Raw genomic sequence first — 17,653 nt, forward strand, 5'->3', positions numbered from 1 at the left:
ACGGGCTCCGCTCGGGCTTGCGGTCAGCCCCAGCGCGACTCGCTGGCCGAGCGGATGATCTCGAGCAGCGCCTCGCGCAGGGGGCCGTGCTCGAGCGAGCCCGGGAACATGTCGACCTCGAGGCGGTGCGCCCGGCGCCAGGCCTCGCCGCCCGCGTCGGTGAGCGCGACGAGCTGCCGGCGGCGGTCCGACGGATCCGTGGTGCGCGAGACGTGGCCCTCGCGCTCGAGGCGCTCGATGGTGCGCGACATGGTCTGCACCTCGACGTGGGCCGCGGCGGCCAGCTCCTTCTGCGCGACGGGACCCGCCTGCAGGAGGTGCAGCACGATCAGGCCGGCGTGGGTGAGGCCGATCTCGGCGAGAGCGCCGTGCCAGGCGTGCTCGACCATCCGGGAGGCGGTGGAGAGCAGCCGGCCGGTGGGCCAGTCCTCCATACCGGAGGCGTCGTCCGCGCGCATCTGATCAGGGTAGACCCGCTCCCGGGGCACGACGGCACCGGGCGCGGGACGCTCAGGCACGGGCGCCCGGGCATCCCGGCCGCGAGGCGCGGACCGCCCCGCGCGTCAGGACGCGAAGCGGTCCGTCGCCTCGATCAGCGCGTCGAGGATCCCCGGCTCGTCGAAGGCGTGGCCCGCGTCGGCGATCATCCGGAAGTCGGCCTCGGGCCAGGCCCGGTGCAGGTCCCAGGCGGTGAAGGCCGGGGTGCACATGTCGTAGCGGCCCTGCACGATGACGGCCGGGATGTCGCGGAGGACGCCGGCGTCGCGGATCAGCTGCCCCTCCTCCAGCCAGCCCCTGTGCACGAAGAAGTGGTTCTCGATGCGGGCGAAGGCGAGCGCGAAGACGGGATCGGACCAGTCCGCGATCAGCTCCGGCTTCTGCAGGAGGGTGATGGTCGACGCCTCCCAGGTGGTCCAGGCGACACCGGCGGGGCCGTGCACGGCGGGGTCCGCGTCGTGGAGCAGGCGGTAGTACGCCTCGATGAGGCTGCCCCGCTCGCCGGCCGGGACGACGGAGGTGTAGCCCTCCCAGAGGTCCGGGTAGACCGCGGCGGCGCCGCCCTCGTAGAACCACTCGAGCTCGGCGCGGCGGAGGGTGAAGATCCCGCGGAGGACGATCTCGCTGACCCGCTCGGGGTGGGTCTCGGCGTAGGCGAGGGCGAGGGTCGAGCCCCAGGAGCCGCCGAGCACGAGCCAGCGCTCGACGCCGAGGTGCTCGCGGAGGCGCTCGATGTCGGCGACGAGGTACCAGGTGGTGTTGGTCGAGAGGTCGGCCTCCGGCTCGCCGGCGTGCGGGGTCGAGCGGCCGCACATGCGCTGGTCGAACAGCACGATGCGGTACTTCTCGGGGTCGAACAGCCGCCGGTGGGCGGGCGAGGTGCCGGCCCCGGGGCCGCCGTGCAGGAACACGACGGGCTTGCCCTCGGGGTTGCCCGAGACCTCCCAGTAGAGCGAGTGGCCGTCGCCGACGTCGAGCATGCCGGAGTCGTGGGGCTCGATCTCGGGGTACAGAGTGCGCATGGCCCGCACCCTACCGACTGTCAGGGTCGCGGTCCGCGAGGCGGGCGGCCCGGCCCCGGAGTGGGCGGGAGCGCCCGCGTCCACCCGGCGCACCCGCCTCCCGCGGTCGTTACTGTGGATCGGACCTGCACGCCCCCGTCGAAGGAGCCCCCATGCCCACCACTGTGCGCGGCGTCATCGCCCGGTCGAAGGGCGCTCCCGTGGAGCTCGTCGACATCGTCGTCCCCGACCCGGGCCCGGGCGAGGCCGTGGTCGACATCGAGACCTGCGGTGTCTGCCACACCGACTTCCACTACCGCGAGGGCGGGATCAGCGACGACTTCCCCTTCCTCCTCGGTCACGAGGCGGCCGGACGGGTCAGCGCGATCGGAGAGGGAGTCACCCATGTCGCGGTCGGCGACTTCGTGGTCCTCAACTGGCGCGCGGTCTGCGGCGAGTGCCGGGCCTGCACCCGGGCCGAGCCCTGGTACTGCTTCGACACCTTCAACGCGACGCAGCGGATGACCCTGGAGGACGGCACCGAGCTCAGCCCCGCCCTCGGGATCGGCGCCTTCGCCGAGAAGACCCTCGTGCACGCGAAGCAGTGCACGAAGGTCGATCCGGAGGCGGACCCCGCCGCGGTGGGCCTGCTCGGCTGCGGGATCATGGCCGGCCTCGGCGCGGCGATGAACACCGGGAACGTGACGCGCGGCGACTCCGTCGCGGTCATCGGCTGCGGAGGAGTCGGCACGGCCGCCGTGGTCGGCGCCGCTCTCGCGGGCGCCGGCACGGTCATCGCGATCGACCGGGACCCCAAGAAGCTGGTCGCGGCCGAGATGCTCGGCGCCACGCACGTCATCGACTCCAGCGGCCTCGACGAGGCGGGCGTCGTCGCGGCGGTGCAGGCTCTGACGAACGGCTTCGGAGCGGACGTCGTCATCGACGCCGTGGGCCGCCCCGAGACCTGGCGCCAGGCGTTCTACGCCCGCGACCTCGCCGGGACCGTGGTGCTGGTCGGGGTGCCGACTCCCGAGATGACGCTCGAGATCCCCCTGCTCGACGTCTTCGGCCGCGGCGGCTCGCTGAAGTCGAGCTGGTACGGCGACTGCCTGCCGGAGAGGGACTTCCCGATGCTGACCGGCCTCTACCTCCAGGGCCGACTTCCCCTGGACGAGTTCGTGAGCGAGCGGATCGGGATCGAGGACATCGAGGAGGCCTTCGCCACGATGGCCGGCGGCGACGTGCTCCGCTCGGTGGTGGTGCTCTGATGGGCGCGCGGATCGAGCAGCTCGTCACGAGCGGCACCTTCAGCCTCGACGGCGGCACCTGGGACGTCGACAACAACGTCTGGATCGTCGGCGACGACTCCGAGTGCGTCGTCATCGACGCGGCCCACGACGCGGACGCGATCCTCGCGGCCGTCGGCGAGCGCCGGCTCCTCGCCGTACTGCTGACCCACGGGCACGACGACCACCTCGACGCGGTCGAGGGAGTCCGCGCTGCGACCGGCGCTCCGATGCTGCTCCACGAGGCCGACCGGATGCTGTGGGACGCCGTGCACCCCGGCACGGCCCCGAGCGGCGGTCTGGTCGACGGGCGGATCGTGCCCGTCGCCGGCGTCGAGCTCGAGGTGCGGCACACCCCGGGCCACACCCCCGGCGCCGTCTGCTTCGTCGCCGAGGCGCTCGGCACGGTGTTCACCGGCGACACCCTCTTCCAGGGCGGGCCGGGGGCCACCGGCCGCTCGTACAGCGACTTCCCGACGATCATCGACTCGATCACGGAGCGCCTGCTGACGCTGCCCGCCGAGACGGTGGTCCGGACCGGCCACGGCGACTCGACGACGATCGGGGCGGAGGCGCCGCACCGCGAGGAGTGGATCGCGCGCGGGCACTGACCGGGCGGGGCCGGCGCAGAGGCTGCCGGCCCTCCCGCTTCGGCGTTCTGCTCGCCCGGATGTCCGACGGGTGTGGGAGTTTCGCAACCGATGGTCGTGCTCCCTTGTTACCGTGAACAATCGCCGGTACCGTGCGATGACCACACCGCAGGCGGGATCCCCCGTCCGCCCACCGGTTCGCTGCAGAACCCGAGAGGACACGTCGACGATGACGTCACGACCCCCGGGCGGAGGCAGGCCCTCGCGCCTGCTCGCCGCCACCCTCGCCGCATCCGCGACGATCGCCCTCGCCGCCGGCGCCGCCGTGCCGGTCGCCGTCGCCGCGACAGCGGCGACCACTCCCGCGCAGAGCCTGCTCGCGGACTTCACCTTCGACACCGCCCCGAGCGGAGGCGCCTTCACCGACCGGTCGACCCGCGCCGCCGTGAAGGGCACGCCGACCCTCGTCGCCGGCCGCACCGGGCAGGGCAGCGCCGTCTCGCTGTCGTCCTCGTTCTGGCTCGACCTCACTGCGACCGACGGGCAGCCGCTGCTGAAGGGTCGCGACTCCGTCACTCTGTCGTACGACTCGAAGCCCGCCGCCGCGGACAACGTCGGCTGGTCGGTCTTCGCCGCTCGCTCGGCCGCGACCCAGGACTACGCCCAGGAGAAGTACGTCGGCGTCCTCGACAGGACGAACGGCATCACCGTCGAGCGGTACGCCAACAGCGGCGCCCGCGACTCCTCGGGCAACCTCACCGGCCCGAGCAGCACGGAGTGGAAGCACGTCGATCTCGTGCTGAGCGCCGGCACCGCCCGCCTCTACGTCGATGCGAAGCCCGTCGCCGTCACGACGGCCGGCCCCTCGCTCGCGACGGTCCTCGGATCGACCGGCGGAGTCCTGCAGATCGGCAAGGCCAACTGGGGCGGCGGGGAGTACTTCACCGGACTCCTCGACAATCTGCGCGTCTACGACCGCGCCCTGACCGGGGCCGAGCTGGGCGCGACGAGCAGCACCGTGGCGACCGACTTGCGCGCCGCCCTCGACGTCCCCACGACCGTGCTCGGCGACCTGCCCGCGCAGGTCCTCGGGAACACCGTGACGTGGACCGCCTCCGGCGCCGGCGCCGCGCGCGTCTCCTCCACCGGCGCCGTGAACCTCTCGGGCCTCACCGCTCCCGTCGCCGTCCGCCTCCAGGCAGCCGTCGCCGGGCAGACCTACGCGTGGGACAGCACCCTCGCCGTGCCCGGCGGGCGCATCGCCACCTCCGTCAAGACCGTCACCACGACGAACGGAGTGAAGGACGACCCGCTGGCGTACAACGACGACCGCCGCGCGGACTCGCTCTTCACGGCCGCACTGCCCGCCGGCGCGACCACCTGGGAGCCGCTGAACCGCTCGCAGTCGATCCTCTCCGTCCTCAAGGACGGCGATCAGGCGCAGCGCCCGAACGCCCAGATGGGCTCGCCGCTGCTGTTCCGCTCGAAGGACGGCTCGCTCGGCGCGGTCTCGTCGCAGAACAACGCCACGGACTCCGTCTACCTCTGGAGCTCCGCCGACGGCCGCACGTTCCGCGACCAGCGCGTCCTCCGGGTCGCGCCGGGCTCGGTCGTGACCGACCCGCGGATCGTCTTCGACTCCGCCCTCGGCGTCTACAAGCTGTTCTGGACCGATCTGCTCACCACCGAGGGCCGCGTGACGCTGTTCACGGACCTCGCCTCCGGCACCGCTCCCGGAGCGACCACCCGCGCCGACGCCCGCGTCCCCGGTGTCCAGGGCTCGGGTCTCCCCGCCGGGTTCACCCAGGGCCAGGCCGGCGAGACGGCGCTGACCTCGACCGAGTTCAGCACGTTCTACCGCGAGTACGTCGACCTGAAGAACACCGGTGTGAAGTCGCTCAGCGGCTCCGTCGACTCCGGCGCCGGATCCGCTGCGATCGCCGCAGCGCTCCCGGGGCAGGCCGTGATGGAGTACAACGACGGCTCGACCAAGTCGCTCAACGTCGACTGGCAGGACGATCTGACCACCGCCGTCGACACCTCGCGTCCCGGGACCTACCGGGTCACCGGCTCCGTCCAGCAGGACCCCGAGGCGATGGTCAACGAGGCCCGCGCGGATCCGCACGTCTTCTTCAACGAGGACGACGGCTACTACTACCTCACGGGCTCGCACTACGGTCAGGACTCGCTCGGCCCGATCGAGGAGAGCTCCAGCTACCGCAAGATCGGCCTCAAGCGCTCGAAGACCATCGCCGGTCTCGACTCCGCTCCCGAGCAGATCGTGATCGACCCCGACGCCGGCACGCCCGGTCGCCAGAGCCAGTACCCGAACACCTTCTACGGCTGGGGCGGATACATCTGGGCGCAGGAGTTCCACAAGATCAACGGCACCTGGTGGATCGTCGCCGGCATGAACAAGGGCTACGCGCCTGTGGGCGGCTGGTGCGACAACACCGTCCTGATCCCCTACACCGGGACCGACGCCTCGATCGCCGAGGGCGGATTCCTCGACCAGACGAAGTGGGGCGAGCCGGTCGTCCTCGAGGGCGCGGCCTTCGACGTCAGCTACATCGACCGCCAGGAGAACGGCGCCACCCAGGGCTACTGGGTCCTGCCCAACGGCAACACGCTCTCCCTCGCCAAGGCGACGATGGGGCCCAAGGGCACCGTCCCGCTGGTGACCGGTGCGGTCACCCGCATCTACGGCGAGAGCCAGCCGTGGGAGTCGGGCAAGCGCTCGCCGACCCCGTCCGACACCACCGAGGGCAACGACCAGGGCGTCGTCGAGGCGCCGTTCATCGTGTCCAAGGGAGGACGCATGTACCTCACCTACTCGGGCGGAACGGTCGACAAGTACTACTCGCTCGGCCTGCTCACGGCCGACGCGAGTGCCGACCTCCTCAACCCCGCGACGTGGACGCAGACCGCGTTCCCGGTGCTGGACACCGAGGACACCTACCTGGGCCGCCTCGGCGCGGACGAGACGCAGTACTTCTCGCGCCAGCAGGCCGGCACCGGGCACAACTCGTTCGTCGAGGACGAGTCGGGCAACCTGCTCCTCGCCTACCACGCCCGCCCCTACCCGGACCCGCACACGGCGACCGATCCGCAGAACGCGGGCGGCCTGTTCGATTCGGACCGCAACACCTGGTTCAAGGGCGTGAACATCCGCGCGAGCGGCCGGCTCGACCTCTCGCTCTCGAAGGAGCAGGAGGTGGCCTCGGCCAACCGCACCGTCACGGCGACGATCACCGTGAAGGCGCCGGCTGTGGCCGTCACCGCCACTGCAGCGGCTCGCTGCGTCGCGGGCAAGGTGGTGGTCACGCTGACCACTGTCAACAAGGCCGCGTCGACCGCCGACCTCCGCTGGAACACCCTGTGGGGCGCGAAGACGCAGCAGATCGATGCGGGCCGGACCGCCTCGCTGGCCGTGACCACGCGGGCCGCCTCGGTCGCCGCCGGCACCGTCCAGGGGGTCGCCACCGTCGGCAGCGCCTCCGCTCCCGTGAGCGCCGCCTACCCGGCGCTCCGCTGCGGCTGACCTGACCGGGTCCTCCGACCGACGACGCCCGGCCGCCTCTCACCTGAGGGCGGCCGGGCGTCGTCGTTCCGGTCTGCGGTGATGTGCCGGGCGACCGGGTCGCGACCCTCGATGATCTCGGCGGTGCAGCCGGCATCGCGGGAGAAGACCCACCGGATGACGCGGCCGCGTCGGACGACCGGACCGTTGCGATCCACGAACGACTCCCCATCGAGGGGAGGTCGTCGGTCGGCGACGTACGGGGTGTCGTGAGTCGGACGGGAAGAGGCGAGCCGGTCTGCCGCTGCTGCACGAACCGGCCCGCCCCTTCGGCATCGTCTCAGTGGACGAGGGCGGCCTCCGCCTCGTCCCAGGCGGGGTTCAGGTCTTCCTTCTTCCCTCGGATGAGGAGGAATCCGGTGAGAGAGGCGGCGACCATGGTCACTGCTGCGGCCAGGAACACGGCCTTGTAGCCGTCGGTGAATGCGGTGAGCTCGGCCGTTCCGGACGCGATGGCGGAGTCCGCGGTGCTCGCGTAGAACACGGTGAACACCGCGAGACCGATGGACCCGCCGATGTGGAAGACGGAGTTGACGACGGCGGAGGCCACTCCGGCGTCCTCGTTCTCGACCCCGAGAAGGGCGAGGTTCTGGACGGGCACGAAGAGCATGGAGAGTCCGATTCCGAGCACGACCAGGGCGGGCAGGACCTGGAGGAAGTAGTTCCCGTCCGGGGTGATGCCGAGGAGCAGGAAGAGCCCTGCTGCCGAGACGAGCGGCCCGACGATCATCAGGGGTCGGGGGCCGAACGTGTTGAGGATCTTCGTGGTGACGGGCGAGAACGCCATGATCGCGACGGTCATGGCGAGGTTCGCGAGTCCTGCCATCAGCGGTCCCATTCCGAGCACGATCTGGAAGTAGAACGCGAGATAGAGGATGGCCCCGATCATCACGGCGCCATTGGCGGCCTGGATGAGGATCGCGCCGCCTCGCACACGACGCAGGATGACGCGCAGGGGCAGCAACGGCTGGTCGACCGTGCGTTCGATGAGCACGAAGACGGTCAGCAGGACGATGCCGAGTGCGAGGAAGGCGACGGTGTCGATCGCGCCCCATCCGTGCTCGGCTCGGGTGAACCCGTAGACGATCGCGCCCAGTCCCAGGGTCACGGCGACGGTTCCCCAGACGTCGTAGCGGTTGTCTCCTTCCGCCTTGCTCTCGCGGAGCACGAGAGCCCCGCCGACGAGGCCGAAGGCGACGAAGATGAGGTTGACGAAGAGGCACCAGCGCCAGTCGGTGAATTCGGTGAGCACGCCGCCCAGGATCAGGCCGATTGCGGCTCCGGATCCGGCGACCGTGCCGAAGACGGCGAAGGCGAGATTGCGCTCCTTGCCGTGGGCGAACGTCACGGTGAGCATGGCGAGTGCGGCGGGGGCGAGCAGTGCCGCGAAGGCGCCCTGGACACCGCGGGCGATGACGAGCTCCATACCGCTCTGAGCCAGTCCGGCCCAGAGCGAGGCCGCTCCGAAGCCGATCATTCCGACCATGAAGGTGCGCTTGCGGCCCCAGTAATCGGCGATCCGACCGCCCAGAAGGAGAAGTGCTCCGAAGGCGAGGGCGTAGGCGGTGACGACCCACTGGCGCAGGCTGTCACTCATCCCGAGATCCACTTGGGCCTGAGGCAGGGCGATGGTGACGATCATCGTGTCGAGGACGACGACGAGCTGGGTCATGGCGAGAACGGCGAGCGCCCACCAGCGGGCGTTCGGCTTGTCCGCGATTCTGGACATGAAGAAACCTCCAGGCTTCTGAGGAATGAAGTCGCTGGAGGTTTTCAGCCTCGGATCCCGCACCGGCAGTGCATCTGACCGCCCGCAGCTCCGAAGCTGGGCAGGCCGTTACCGTACCACAACTGTACAATCATGAATGTACAGTTGCTTTCTGATTCGTCGACCTTGACAGCCGTCCCTCCGGCTGCAGTCCGTCGTCAGGACGGCTCGACACCGAGGGGGTCGAGCCTCACCTTCCGACGTCGGCAGGAGAGGATGGCAGACTGGCGGCCGACGCTGTCGCACCCGCTCGTGCGGTGACGCGTCGACACCCTCCGGGCGCCTCAGCACCCGCCGTCCCTAGCCGCTCACTCGGACCGAGGGAGCGGCGGAATCGATCACGACATGGAACCGAACCCGCCCAGCGGTGAGGGGGTCCTGGCTTCTCCTCGGACGTCTCCTCGCGCGACGCGACCCAACAACCGGACTCGGATCCTCGACGCAGCGGTCCGTGTCGCGGCGAGGGAAGGTTCTGTTCGCGTCACGCTCGAAGCGACTGCCGAAGAGGCTGGGCTGACACGCGGTGGAATGATGTACCACTTCCGCGATCGAGCCGATCTCGCCCATGCTCTCCAGGAGCACGTCGCGGCCGGCTGGGAAGCCCAGCTGATCGACGTCGCGGGGAAGACCGCGGACGAGGCCACCTTGACGGAGCGCGTGAGTGCCTACGTCACCGTCGCCCTGACGCCGTCGACGCATATGCAGATCGGACTCCTCCAGGCCACGGGCAGCGACACCGCTCTCCGAGCGCCGGTAGCGGAGGTGCGCCGAAGGTGGACGCCCTCCGCAGAGGAGACCGCGACCGATCCGATCGCTCTCCGCCAGTTCATCGCCTGCCTTGCGGCTGACGGCCTGTGGTCGCACCACTCCCTCGGAGGCGATCGGATACCGGACGACACTCGAGCCGCGGTGATCTCCGAGATCGTCCAGCTCTCCAGCACGGGGTGATGCACGAAGGGCGCGTTCCGGCGTGAGGCGGATCCCGGTCGGAGGAGCTCGACCGGGACCGAGACTCTTCCTTCTGCAGTCGAGGATCAGGACAGGCCTGTCCCCGGACCCGGCTCCTGGGTCGAGGCGAGCCCCAGGCCGGCCTCGCACTGCTGAGGATGCAGCAGGGACGGCCTCCTCGAGGAGCGCCGCCATCGCGTCGCGCCACGGCAGCACGGTCGCGAACGCGGCGCCCAGGATGGTCGGCGACGCCTCGTGCTGCCCCGGAGCGCCCAGGACGCAGTCGGAGGCGACGTCCATGTCGAAGTCGCGCCACGTGGAGCGTCACCGACACGACCGATCCGACGACGGCCGACCAGGAGACGTCCCGCGTGCGCCCGCACAGGCACTCGGCTCGTCAGCGGGACAGCAGCGCGACGTGGATCTCCTCGGCGAGGAGGTCCAGTGCTCTGGCGTGGGACGCCAGGAAGGCCCGGCCGTCGCGCGTGATCGAGAAGCGCTCGATGCGCTGCAGCGGGGTCCTCCTGCCTCTCTCGAGGAGCACCAGACCCCGGCGGGAGAGCCGCAGGAGGCGCTTGCGCACCTCGACGACATCGACACGGTCACCGGAGCGGTGGTCGAGAACCTCTCGGAGGCGGGACTCGCCGCGGTTCTCGCCGGTCGCGAGCGCGATCAGGATGAAGACGTCGGTGCTGCAGTCGAGCCCGCAGGCTCCGCAGCGGTTCGTGCACCGCGCAGAGCGTGCCAGGGACACGAGGAATCGATCGAGGCGCATCACGGGTGTCTCCTGGGGAACGGCGGTCTCCTGCTGCAACGAGAGGAACGGGCCGGACCGGTCACGGTCGGCCCGCATCCGGGAGTCCGCTCAGGAGAGGTTCGCACATCAGCGATCGGTCCGGACAGCAGGATACGGCCCGATCGCCGCCCCGGTCCGCAGCCGGTGGTGATGCCGCCGCGGCGGAATCGTCGGGCGATCAGGGTCGAGGACCCGTCCCAACGGCGCAGGGGGGGCTCAGGAGAGAGGGAGGGCGTTGCCGTTGATCAGCAGAAGGTCGTGTCCTCCGACCGCAGCTGCGCTGCCGGCCGCTCCGTCGTCCTTCTCCTCGGTGAGGGTGTGCGACTGCGCGACCTTCGTCAGCACGGGCCCGATCGTCGGGACCGTCCCGGCCCTCCTGCTGTGGTGCATCTCGTCGGTCGTCCTTCTGAGGTGGCGGCACTGCAGGGCGGCGCAGTGCCGGTCGGGGGCGGGACGACGAGGGAGCGGGCGATCGTGGCGCCCGCTCCCTCACCGTCTCAGCGGCAGCTGCGCGCCGGGTAGTCGACGCTCGTCTGCGTGCTGACCGTCTTCCCGTCGACGACGGCCTTTCCTGTCGCGGCCACCGACCCCGCGGGGATCGAGACCGCTCGGGTGGTGACGGCGCTCGACGCGGACGATCCCGGAGCGACTCCGGTCACGGTCTTCGAGCCGAAGGCGGTGACGGTCGTGATGTCCATGATCGAGCGGCTGTCGTTCTTGACCACAGTGGTCAGGACGACCTTCCCGCTGACGCAGCGGGTCGACGCCGTGGCGGTCACGGTCAGGGGCGACGTGACGGTGACCTTGGCGGTCACAGTCCGGTTCGCGGGTGCGACCTCCTCCGTCGGCGTCAGGTCGAAGACCGGCCGGCCGTCGGCGGCGTAGTGGATGCGGGCGAGACGGGTGTCGCGGCCGTCACCCCCGACTCCGTTGCCCCAGGTGTGGTAGACGTACACGTCGTTGCCGTCCTCGTCCTGGGTGACGGCTCCGTGGCCGGGACCCTGCTCGTAGGTGCGGTAGTCGAGGACGCCGTCGGGCAGGGGAACGCTCTGCAGGAGCGGGGCGTCGTACTTGGTCCAGCTCGCGATGTCGGTCAGGTCACTGCCCTCCTTCGCCCAGGCGCCGCCCACGATGTACTTCGGGCTGACGCCGCTGCTGGAGTAGACGAGCGTGATCCTCCCGTCGCGCTGGATCGCGAATGCTCCCTCGGACAGGTGGTCCTCGAACGTCAGCGAGGGCACGATGATCGGGGTCGGCTCGCCGATGACGCGGGTGGGGTTCGCGGGATCGACCTTGGCGATCCAGGTCGCCGGGTCGCTCACTCCGTTGTCGACGTAGCGCTGGGACCAGGCGTAGTACGCAGTTCCACCGGACTCGAAGTAGGTCATGTCGAGGCTGATGTTGCGTCCCGTGCCGGGGCGTCCGAGGGCGCTCCCATCGCTCTTCACGACGGCGCGCGGCGCGCTCCAGTCGGAGGGGTTCGCGGGGTCTCCGCCGTCGCGTAGCTGCATGATGTGCGCCTGCACCGTGAACCACTGACCGTTCTGGTTCGACTGGTCGTTGTCCGGGTTGAAGCACGGGGCGAACAGGATGGAGAGCTTGCCGCCGATCTCGTGGATCTCGGGGGCCCAGTAGCAGCCCGCGATCACCTTGCCCTCGGCGGTGCGGTCCATCCGCGTGGTGCGGTTGAGGAGGTCCACCTCACGGGCCCGTCCGCCGTTGTCGTCGCTGAGCTGGTCGATGCTGTCGGCGACCCGGATCGGCAGGTGCTGCGAGGCGACGTTGTTGTTGTTCGTGTCGTCCGTGGCGGTGAAGAGGTACTGCGTCTTCCCGTTGCGCTCGTAGCGGTAGATCGTCGGATCCGCGCGGTTGTAGGCGAACGGCTCGTTGTACTGCCGCTGGCGGACGGTCCCGGAGAGGTCGTACGTTCCCGGGCCCTTCGCGGCGAGGTCGGCGAGCTGCTGCTGGTTCCAGTCGATGCCGAGGCTGCCGGTCGAGCCGTCGTTGTAGGAGAGCTGCGCCTTCACTCCGGACAGGGCGGAGGTATCGCCCTGATCGATCGTCTGCGGTGCGACCGAGGATCCGGTGTTGACCGTGCGGCCGAACCTCTTCACGAGCGAGTCGGCGACGGAGCCGGAGACCGTCAGCGCGCCGCCCGGCAGAGCGTCGGCGACGCGGCCCGGGACTCCGGAGAGGTCGGGAGCGGCGACGGTGGCGGGGCTTCCTCCGAGGACCGCACCGCGGTTCCCGTCGGTCACGACGACGCTGCGACGGCCGCCGTCCTTCGGCCAGAACTCCTGCGCGCGGAGCTCGGTGCGGGCGAGGTCCGTGACGGTCGTGTACTTCGCCGCCCCGGAGGAGTCCGTCCAGGAGACGAGGTAGCGGTTCTGGTCTGTGTCGTAGACGGCCTTCGGCGCGACGACGCCCCCGGTGGTGCCGAGGTCGATGAGGCCGAGCTCGGTGAAGTCGGACGCGGTGGCGTCCGTGGCCTTGAAGACCAGAGCGCTCGAGGCCCCGGTGCCGTCGGACGCGCCCGACTGCAGGACGCGGGTGGCGATCACGCCGACGGTCCCGTCGGCGAAGGTGAACAGCGAGGGGTTCGCGAGGCCGCGGTTGTCGGCCTTGTCGGTCCCGAGGAAGACCCCGTCGGCGAAGAGGACTCCCGAGTTGCCCGAGAGCGGTGCCGCGTCGGCGACGGACGAGCCGAGTGCCAGGTGGAGGCCGCGGGCGATCGTGTCCTGGTTCGCCTTGTCCTCGCCGGTCGGCGTCCGGGTGTACGACACCACGGTCTTCGCCGTGGAGGCGCTGAGGACGGTGGTGCGGAAGGTCTTCGTCAGCGTGGTGGTGCCGACCTTGACGGAGGCGGTGAGCGCGAGCGCCCGGTCGGTCGCCGTGTCGTTCACGAGGCGTCCGCCGGACAGGCCGGCGCCGTCCGCGCTCCACGACACGGTGTAGCCGGCGAGCGTGGGAAGAGCGGTTCCGGAGGCGACGGTCGGCGGGACGACGAGGGCGGTGCGCAGGCGCGCCGTGGCGTCGGCCTCGGTGTCCGCGGCGACAGTGACGCTGCGCGCGGTGCCGGTGGCGGCGGATCCGGCGAAGGTCGCGGTCGGGGTCAGGGTCACGGTGGCGTTCGCCGAGCCGGGTGCCGGGCGGCGCACGGAGCCGTCGGTGCCGATCACCGCGGGGTCGCTGCTCGCCCAGGTGAGGACGGAGCCGCCCGCGCCGCGGGTCGGCAGGGAGAGGTCGCTGGTGACGGGTCCGGTCACAGAGACGGTCGCCGCGGCGGCGTCCGATGCGGCGATCGCGGCGGCGGCCGGAGCCGCGTCCTCGCGCACCTGGTCCTGGGTCAGTGCGGAGGAGTAGACGTGCACGTCGTCCATCGCCCCGGCGAAGAGAGGGTCGGGGCCGTAGAACGACTTGCCGAGGAGGCCGGAGAAGGCGGAGGTGCCGACCGTCGCCGCTCCGGTCGCGGAGGTCGGGGTGGTCTGGGCGAGCCGGCCGTCGACGTAGGTCGAGACGCTGACGCCGCTGCGCAGGACCACGGCGACGTGGCTCCAGCGGCCGGTGGCGGCGGGACCGGAGTCGGCCGCGCGCTGCTCCGAGCCGTTCTTCACGGCACCGATCAGGTTGCCTCCGCACTGGGGCGTGGTGAAGAGGTACCGCTCGGTCGACTGCCCGAGCGCGTACGCCCAGCTGCAGTTCTGGTTCCCCTCCCAGCGCAGCCAGGCCGACATGGTCACGTCGGTGGTGGCCGCCGTGGTCAGTCCCGGCGCGATCTCGGCGTAGGCGGCGGAGCTGCCTGCGGCGCCGCCGGGGAGGCGGAGTGCGCGGTCGGTGCCGCCGCGCGGACCGGCGACGGTCGTCGCTCCGGTCCCGCGTACGGTGGCGGAGCGGCCCGCAGCGGAGTCGGTCAGGGTCGTGCCCGCGCCCACGGCGGAGCCGACGGCGGCGGACGAGGAGAAGTCGTAGGAGAGGACCGGGCTGGGCACCGCGGCCTGTGCGGGTGCCGCGCCGAGCGCAGCCCCTCCCGCTGTCAGGCTCGCGGCGACCAGGAGGGCCGTCGTGCGTCGGAACCGCATTGTTCGTCTACTTCCGTGGGAGAGGTGGATGCGGGGAGCACGGACCCAGGGTCCATGCTCCCCTGCTCCGGTGGCCGGAGGCCCCGGAACGGAGGAGGTCAGGGGAGGGGCGGCTGGACGCCGCCCCTCCCCTGTCACCGGCCTAGCGGCAGGTGAGCGCCGAGTACGGCGCGGTGGCCGTCCTGGTGCCGTTCGCGTCCTTCGAGGCGACGCTCACCTCGCCCGCGGTGACCGAGGTCGCCCGGGTGGTGAAGGCGGCGGATACGGACTTGCCGGGAGCGACCCCGGCGAAGGTCCTGCTCCCCCACTGCGAGCCGACGGTCATCTCGACCGTGGAGCCGCTCGTGTTGGTGCCGGTCGCGGTGACCGTCACCTTGCCGGCGACGCAGCGGCTCGCGGCCGAGGCCGTCAGCGACGGTCCGGGAGGAGCCGTGGCGGTGATGGTGGCGATGGCCGGCGTCGCTGCCGAGTTGGCGAGCTGTCCGCGCACCTGCACAGTGTCGCCGGCCTTCTTCAGCGAGCTGAGATCGGCCGTCTCCCACGTCACGGCGACCGTCTCGCGGTGGCCGTCCTTGAACGTCGCGCCCACCGTGGCGGGCAGGTCGACGGTGGTCGATCCGGCCTGCACGGTCCGCGCCACGGCGTCGATCGAGGTCACCAGGAGCGACGGGTTCCACTTCGCGGCCAGCGCGTCGCGCTCCTTCGCGGTGATGGAGACGACGGATCCGTGGCGGGGCGACGTCGGCAGCGAGAAGCTGCTGGGGATCGTCCACTGGATGTCGCCCTCGAGCGAGTTCGTGCCGAGCGGGATGTAGCCGCGTCCGCCGTAGTTGTCGGTCCAGAGGAAGTACTTGTAGCCCGCCCGGTCACCCTCGTTGGTCTTGAAGATCTCGGGACCCTCGACCTCCGGCGTTCCGGCGGTGCGGCCGATGCAGGTGTCGATCAGGCTCCACGCGCCGGAGGCGGTGGTGGCCCGCAGGTTCGTCGACTTCTGTCCGATGATGTCGGGCGAGGGGCAGCCGCTGGTCTCGGTCGCCTTCGTGAAGCGGTAGTAGGTGTCGCCGTCCTTGAGCATCGTGGCGTCGATCAGCCCGTTGCGGCTGTTGAGCGAGGGGACGTCGGCGGCCTTGAACCAGACCTCGGGGGTGGTGAACTCCCGGAAGTCGCGGGTGGTGGAGGTGAGGATCTGGGGTCCGTTGCCGTCCTCGACGTTGCGGGTGCTGTCGGTGAAGAGGGCCGAGGTCCAGTAGACGACGTACGCGTCGATGGTGGGGTCGTAGGTGGCCTCCGGCGCCCAGGTCATGCCCGCGTTCGGCAGGTTGACCTCGACGTGGCGCTGCTGGCCCCAGTTGACGAGGTCCGTGGACTCCCAGATCTCGAGGTAGCGGCTGCCGCGGTTGGTCGAGCCGCCGAAGCCGGTGGTGCCGACGGAGAGGTCGGTGGCCATCAGGAAGAAGCGGTCGCCCTCCTTCGAGCGGAAGATGAACGGGTCGCGCAGGCCCTTCGTGCCCAGGGTCGAGGTGAGGATCGGCTGCGCGTCGTTCAGGGTCTTCCACTTGAGCGAGTCGTTGCCGTCGGAGGTCGCGAAGCGGATCTTCTCGCCCTCGATGCTGTCGCCGGTGAAGTACGCGAACAGGTACGCGTCGAGGTCGCTCGCGGCGACGGGGGCCGCGGCCGGAACGGTGCGCGTGAGGGTCCGGACGAGGGGCGTGGTGCCGGGGACGGTGATCGTCGCGGTGAGGGTGACGGTGGTGTCGGCGGACGGACGCGTGAGCGAGCCCTTCGCGACGACGTTCGGCGCGGTGCCCTTGTCGGCGGAGGTGATGACGGCCTCGTTCGACGAGGTCCAGGTCACCACGGCGCTGGCGCTGTTCGCGCGCGCGGCGGTGGTGGCGACGTCGGCTCCGGTCGAGGGCAGGTTCAGGCTGCCGCGCACCGGTCCGGCGAGGGCGGGATCGTTGGCGATGCCGTCGGCGACGGCCCGGGCGAGCTCGGCCTCGGCGCTGTCACCGGCGGCGTACGCCGGGACGGAGACGGTGGTCGCTCGGCCGACGACGGTGATGCCGCCGTGGACGGCGGTCGGGGTCAGCGTGACGGTGGCGTCCGGGCTGCCCGCGGCGGGCCGGGTGACGACGCCGCTGGTGCTGACGACGCCGGGGGCGCTCGACGTCCAGGTGATCGTGGAGCCGTTGGCGCCGGTCGTGGGGAGAGTGAGGTTCGAGGTGACGTTCGAGGTGTCACCGAGCGAGACGGCGGCGTCCTGGTTCGCGAGCACCGAGTGCACGGACGCGGCGCTCTGCTGCACCTGGCCGGCGGTGAGCGCGGAGGTCCAGACCTGCATGTCGTCGATCGCGCCGGCCCAGTAGGCGTCCGCGCCGTAGAAGGACTTGCCGAGGAAGCCGGAGAACGTGGAGGTGCCGATCGCCGAGGCGGCGGTGAAGGTCGTGCTGCCCTGGCCGACGAGGGTTCCGTCGAAGTAGGTCGAGACCGACTGGCCGCCCTTGACGACGACCGCCATGTGCACCCAGCGGTTCGCGGCGACCGGAGTGGTGCCTGCGGCCCGCACCTCGGAGCCGCTCTTGATCGCGCCGAAGCCGGCCGGTCCGCACTTCGTGGTGGAGAGGACGTGGGAGTCGACGCTGGAGCCGAGCGTGAAGGGCCAGGTGCAGTCCGGAGCACCGCTCCAGCGCAGCCAGGCGGACATCGTGACGTCCTGCGTGCCGGCGGGGATCAGGCCCGGGGCGATCCGGACGTGCGGCGCGGCCGACGTGCTCGATCCGCCCGGGAGCGAGAGAGCGCGGTCGGTGGAGGCGCCGGAGGGACCCGCGACGCTGGTCGCGCCGGAGTTGATCAGGGTGCCGGGGTGGTTGCCCGGAGCGGAGTCGGCGACGACGGCTCCGTTGGCGAGCGTCGCGCCGATGCCGTCGAACGAGTACTGCAGCGCGGGAGCGGGGACGGTCTCTGCGGCGCCGGCGGCGCCGATCGGTCCGAGGACGCCGCCGAGGCAGGCGATGGCGAGCGTCAGCGCGGCGCCCGCTCGGGGGAGGCGTGAGCGCCGGGTGCGCTCCTGCCGGGGGGTTCGTGACATGGGGGGGGTCCTTCAGGTG

The 17,653-nt window shown here is 71.2% G+C and carries 11 protein-coding genes; 4 read left to right on the forward strand and 7 right to left on the reverse strand.

Annotated elements, in window-relative coordinates:
- Positions 1-23: 23 nt before the first annotated feature.
- Entirely contained in the window at positions 24-458 is a 435-nt protein-coding gene (locus C5C55_RS13965) for a MarR family winged helix-turn-helix transcriptional regulator (RefSeq protein ID WP_104224399.1), read from the reverse strand.
- Positions 459-563: 105 nt separating this feature from the next.
- Positions 564-1,520 (reverse strand): prolyl aminopeptidase, encoded by a 957-nt coding sequence (gene pip / locus C5C55_RS13970; RefSeq protein WP_104226020.1) that lies wholly within the window; start codon positions 1,518-1,520, stop codon positions 564-566.
- A 152-nt stretch (positions 1,521-1,672) separates the two neighbouring features.
- Between pip and C5C55_RS13975 the strand changes: the two genes are divergently transcribed.
- The 3 genes from C5C55_RS13975 to C5C55_RS13985 all read left to right on the forward strand — a co-directional run bounded on the left by C5C55_RS13975 (position 1,673) and on the right by C5C55_RS13985 (position 6,916).
- Complete coding sequence (locus C5C55_RS13975) at positions 1,673-2,767, forward strand: S-(hydroxymethyl)mycothiol dehydrogenase (RefSeq protein ID WP_104234315.1); 1,095 nt, start codon at positions 1,673-1,675, stop codon at positions 2,765-2,767.
- Positions 2,767-3,396, forward strand: a complete 630-nt coding sequence (locus C5C55_RS13980; protein WP_104234316.1) for an MBL fold metallo-hydrolase — start codon at positions 2,767-2,769, stop codon at positions 3,394-3,396. The genes C5C55_RS13975 and C5C55_RS13980 overlap by 1 nt, the downstream gene beginning before the upstream one ends.
- Positions 3,397-3,604: 208 nt before the next feature.
- Positions 3,605-6,916: a family 43 glycosylhydrolase gene (locus C5C55_RS13985; protein WP_181067862.1), complete on the forward strand. Its 3,312-nt coding sequence runs from the start codon at positions 3,605-3,607 to the stop codon at positions 6,914-6,916.
- A 319-nt stretch (positions 6,917-7,235) separates the two neighbouring features.
- On the opposite strand, the gene C5C55_RS13995 is transcribed toward C5C55_RS13985, so the two are convergent.
- Positions 7,236-8,684 (reverse strand): MFS transporter, encoded by a 1,449-nt coding sequence (locus C5C55_RS13995; RefSeq protein WP_104234319.1) that lies wholly within the window; start codon positions 8,682-8,684, stop codon positions 7,236-7,238.
- A gap of 384 nt (positions 8,685-9,068) precedes the next feature.
- On the opposite strand from C5C55_RS13995, the gene C5C55_RS14000 reads away from it, so the two are divergent.
- Positions 9,069-9,671, forward strand: coding sequence for a TetR/AcrR family transcriptional regulator (locus C5C55_RS14000; RefSeq protein WP_104234320.1), 603 nt, complete (start codon positions 9,069-9,071; stop codon positions 9,669-9,671).
- 397 nt (positions 9,672-10,068) lie between these two features.
- Here C5C55_RS14000 and C5C55_RS14005 read toward each other — a convergent pair whose 3' ends face one another.
- The 4 genes from C5C55_RS14005 to C5C55_RS14015 all read right to left on the reverse strand — a co-directional run bounded on the left by C5C55_RS14005 (position 10,069) and on the right by C5C55_RS14015 (position 17,634).
- Positions 10,069-10,449, reverse strand: a complete 381-nt coding sequence (locus tag C5C55_RS14005; protein ID WP_146076480.1) for a hypothetical protein — start codon at positions 10,447-10,449, stop codon at positions 10,069-10,071.
- A gap of 234 nt (positions 10,450-10,683) precedes the next feature.
- Positions 10,684-10,812, reverse strand: coding sequence for a hypothetical protein (locus C5C55_RS16895; protein WP_258059766.1), 129 nt, complete (start codon positions 10,810-10,812; stop codon positions 10,684-10,686).
- Positions 10,813-10,964: 152 nt separating this feature from the next.
- Positions 10,965-14,546 carry a family 43 glycosylhydrolase gene (locus C5C55_RS14010; RefSeq protein WP_104234322.1) on the reverse strand — a complete coding sequence of 1,194 codons (3,582 nt, stop codon included), beginning with the start codon at positions 14,544-14,546 and terminating at the stop codon, positions 10,965-10,967.
- A gap of 142 nt (positions 14,547-14,688) precedes the next feature.
- The gene (locus C5C55_RS14015) at positions 14,689-17,634 is read right to left on the reverse strand and encodes an immunoglobulin-like domain-containing protein (protein WP_104234323.1); all 2,946 of its coding nucleotides are present in this window, start codon (positions 17,632-17,634) and stop codon (positions 14,689-14,691) included.
- Positions 17,635-17,653 lie beyond the last annotated feature (19 nt).

Source organism: Rathayibacter sp. AY1C2 (genome assembly GCF_002931195.1).
Lineage (GTDB): Bacteria > Actinomycetota > Actinomycetes > Actinomycetales > Microbacteriaceae > Rathayibacter.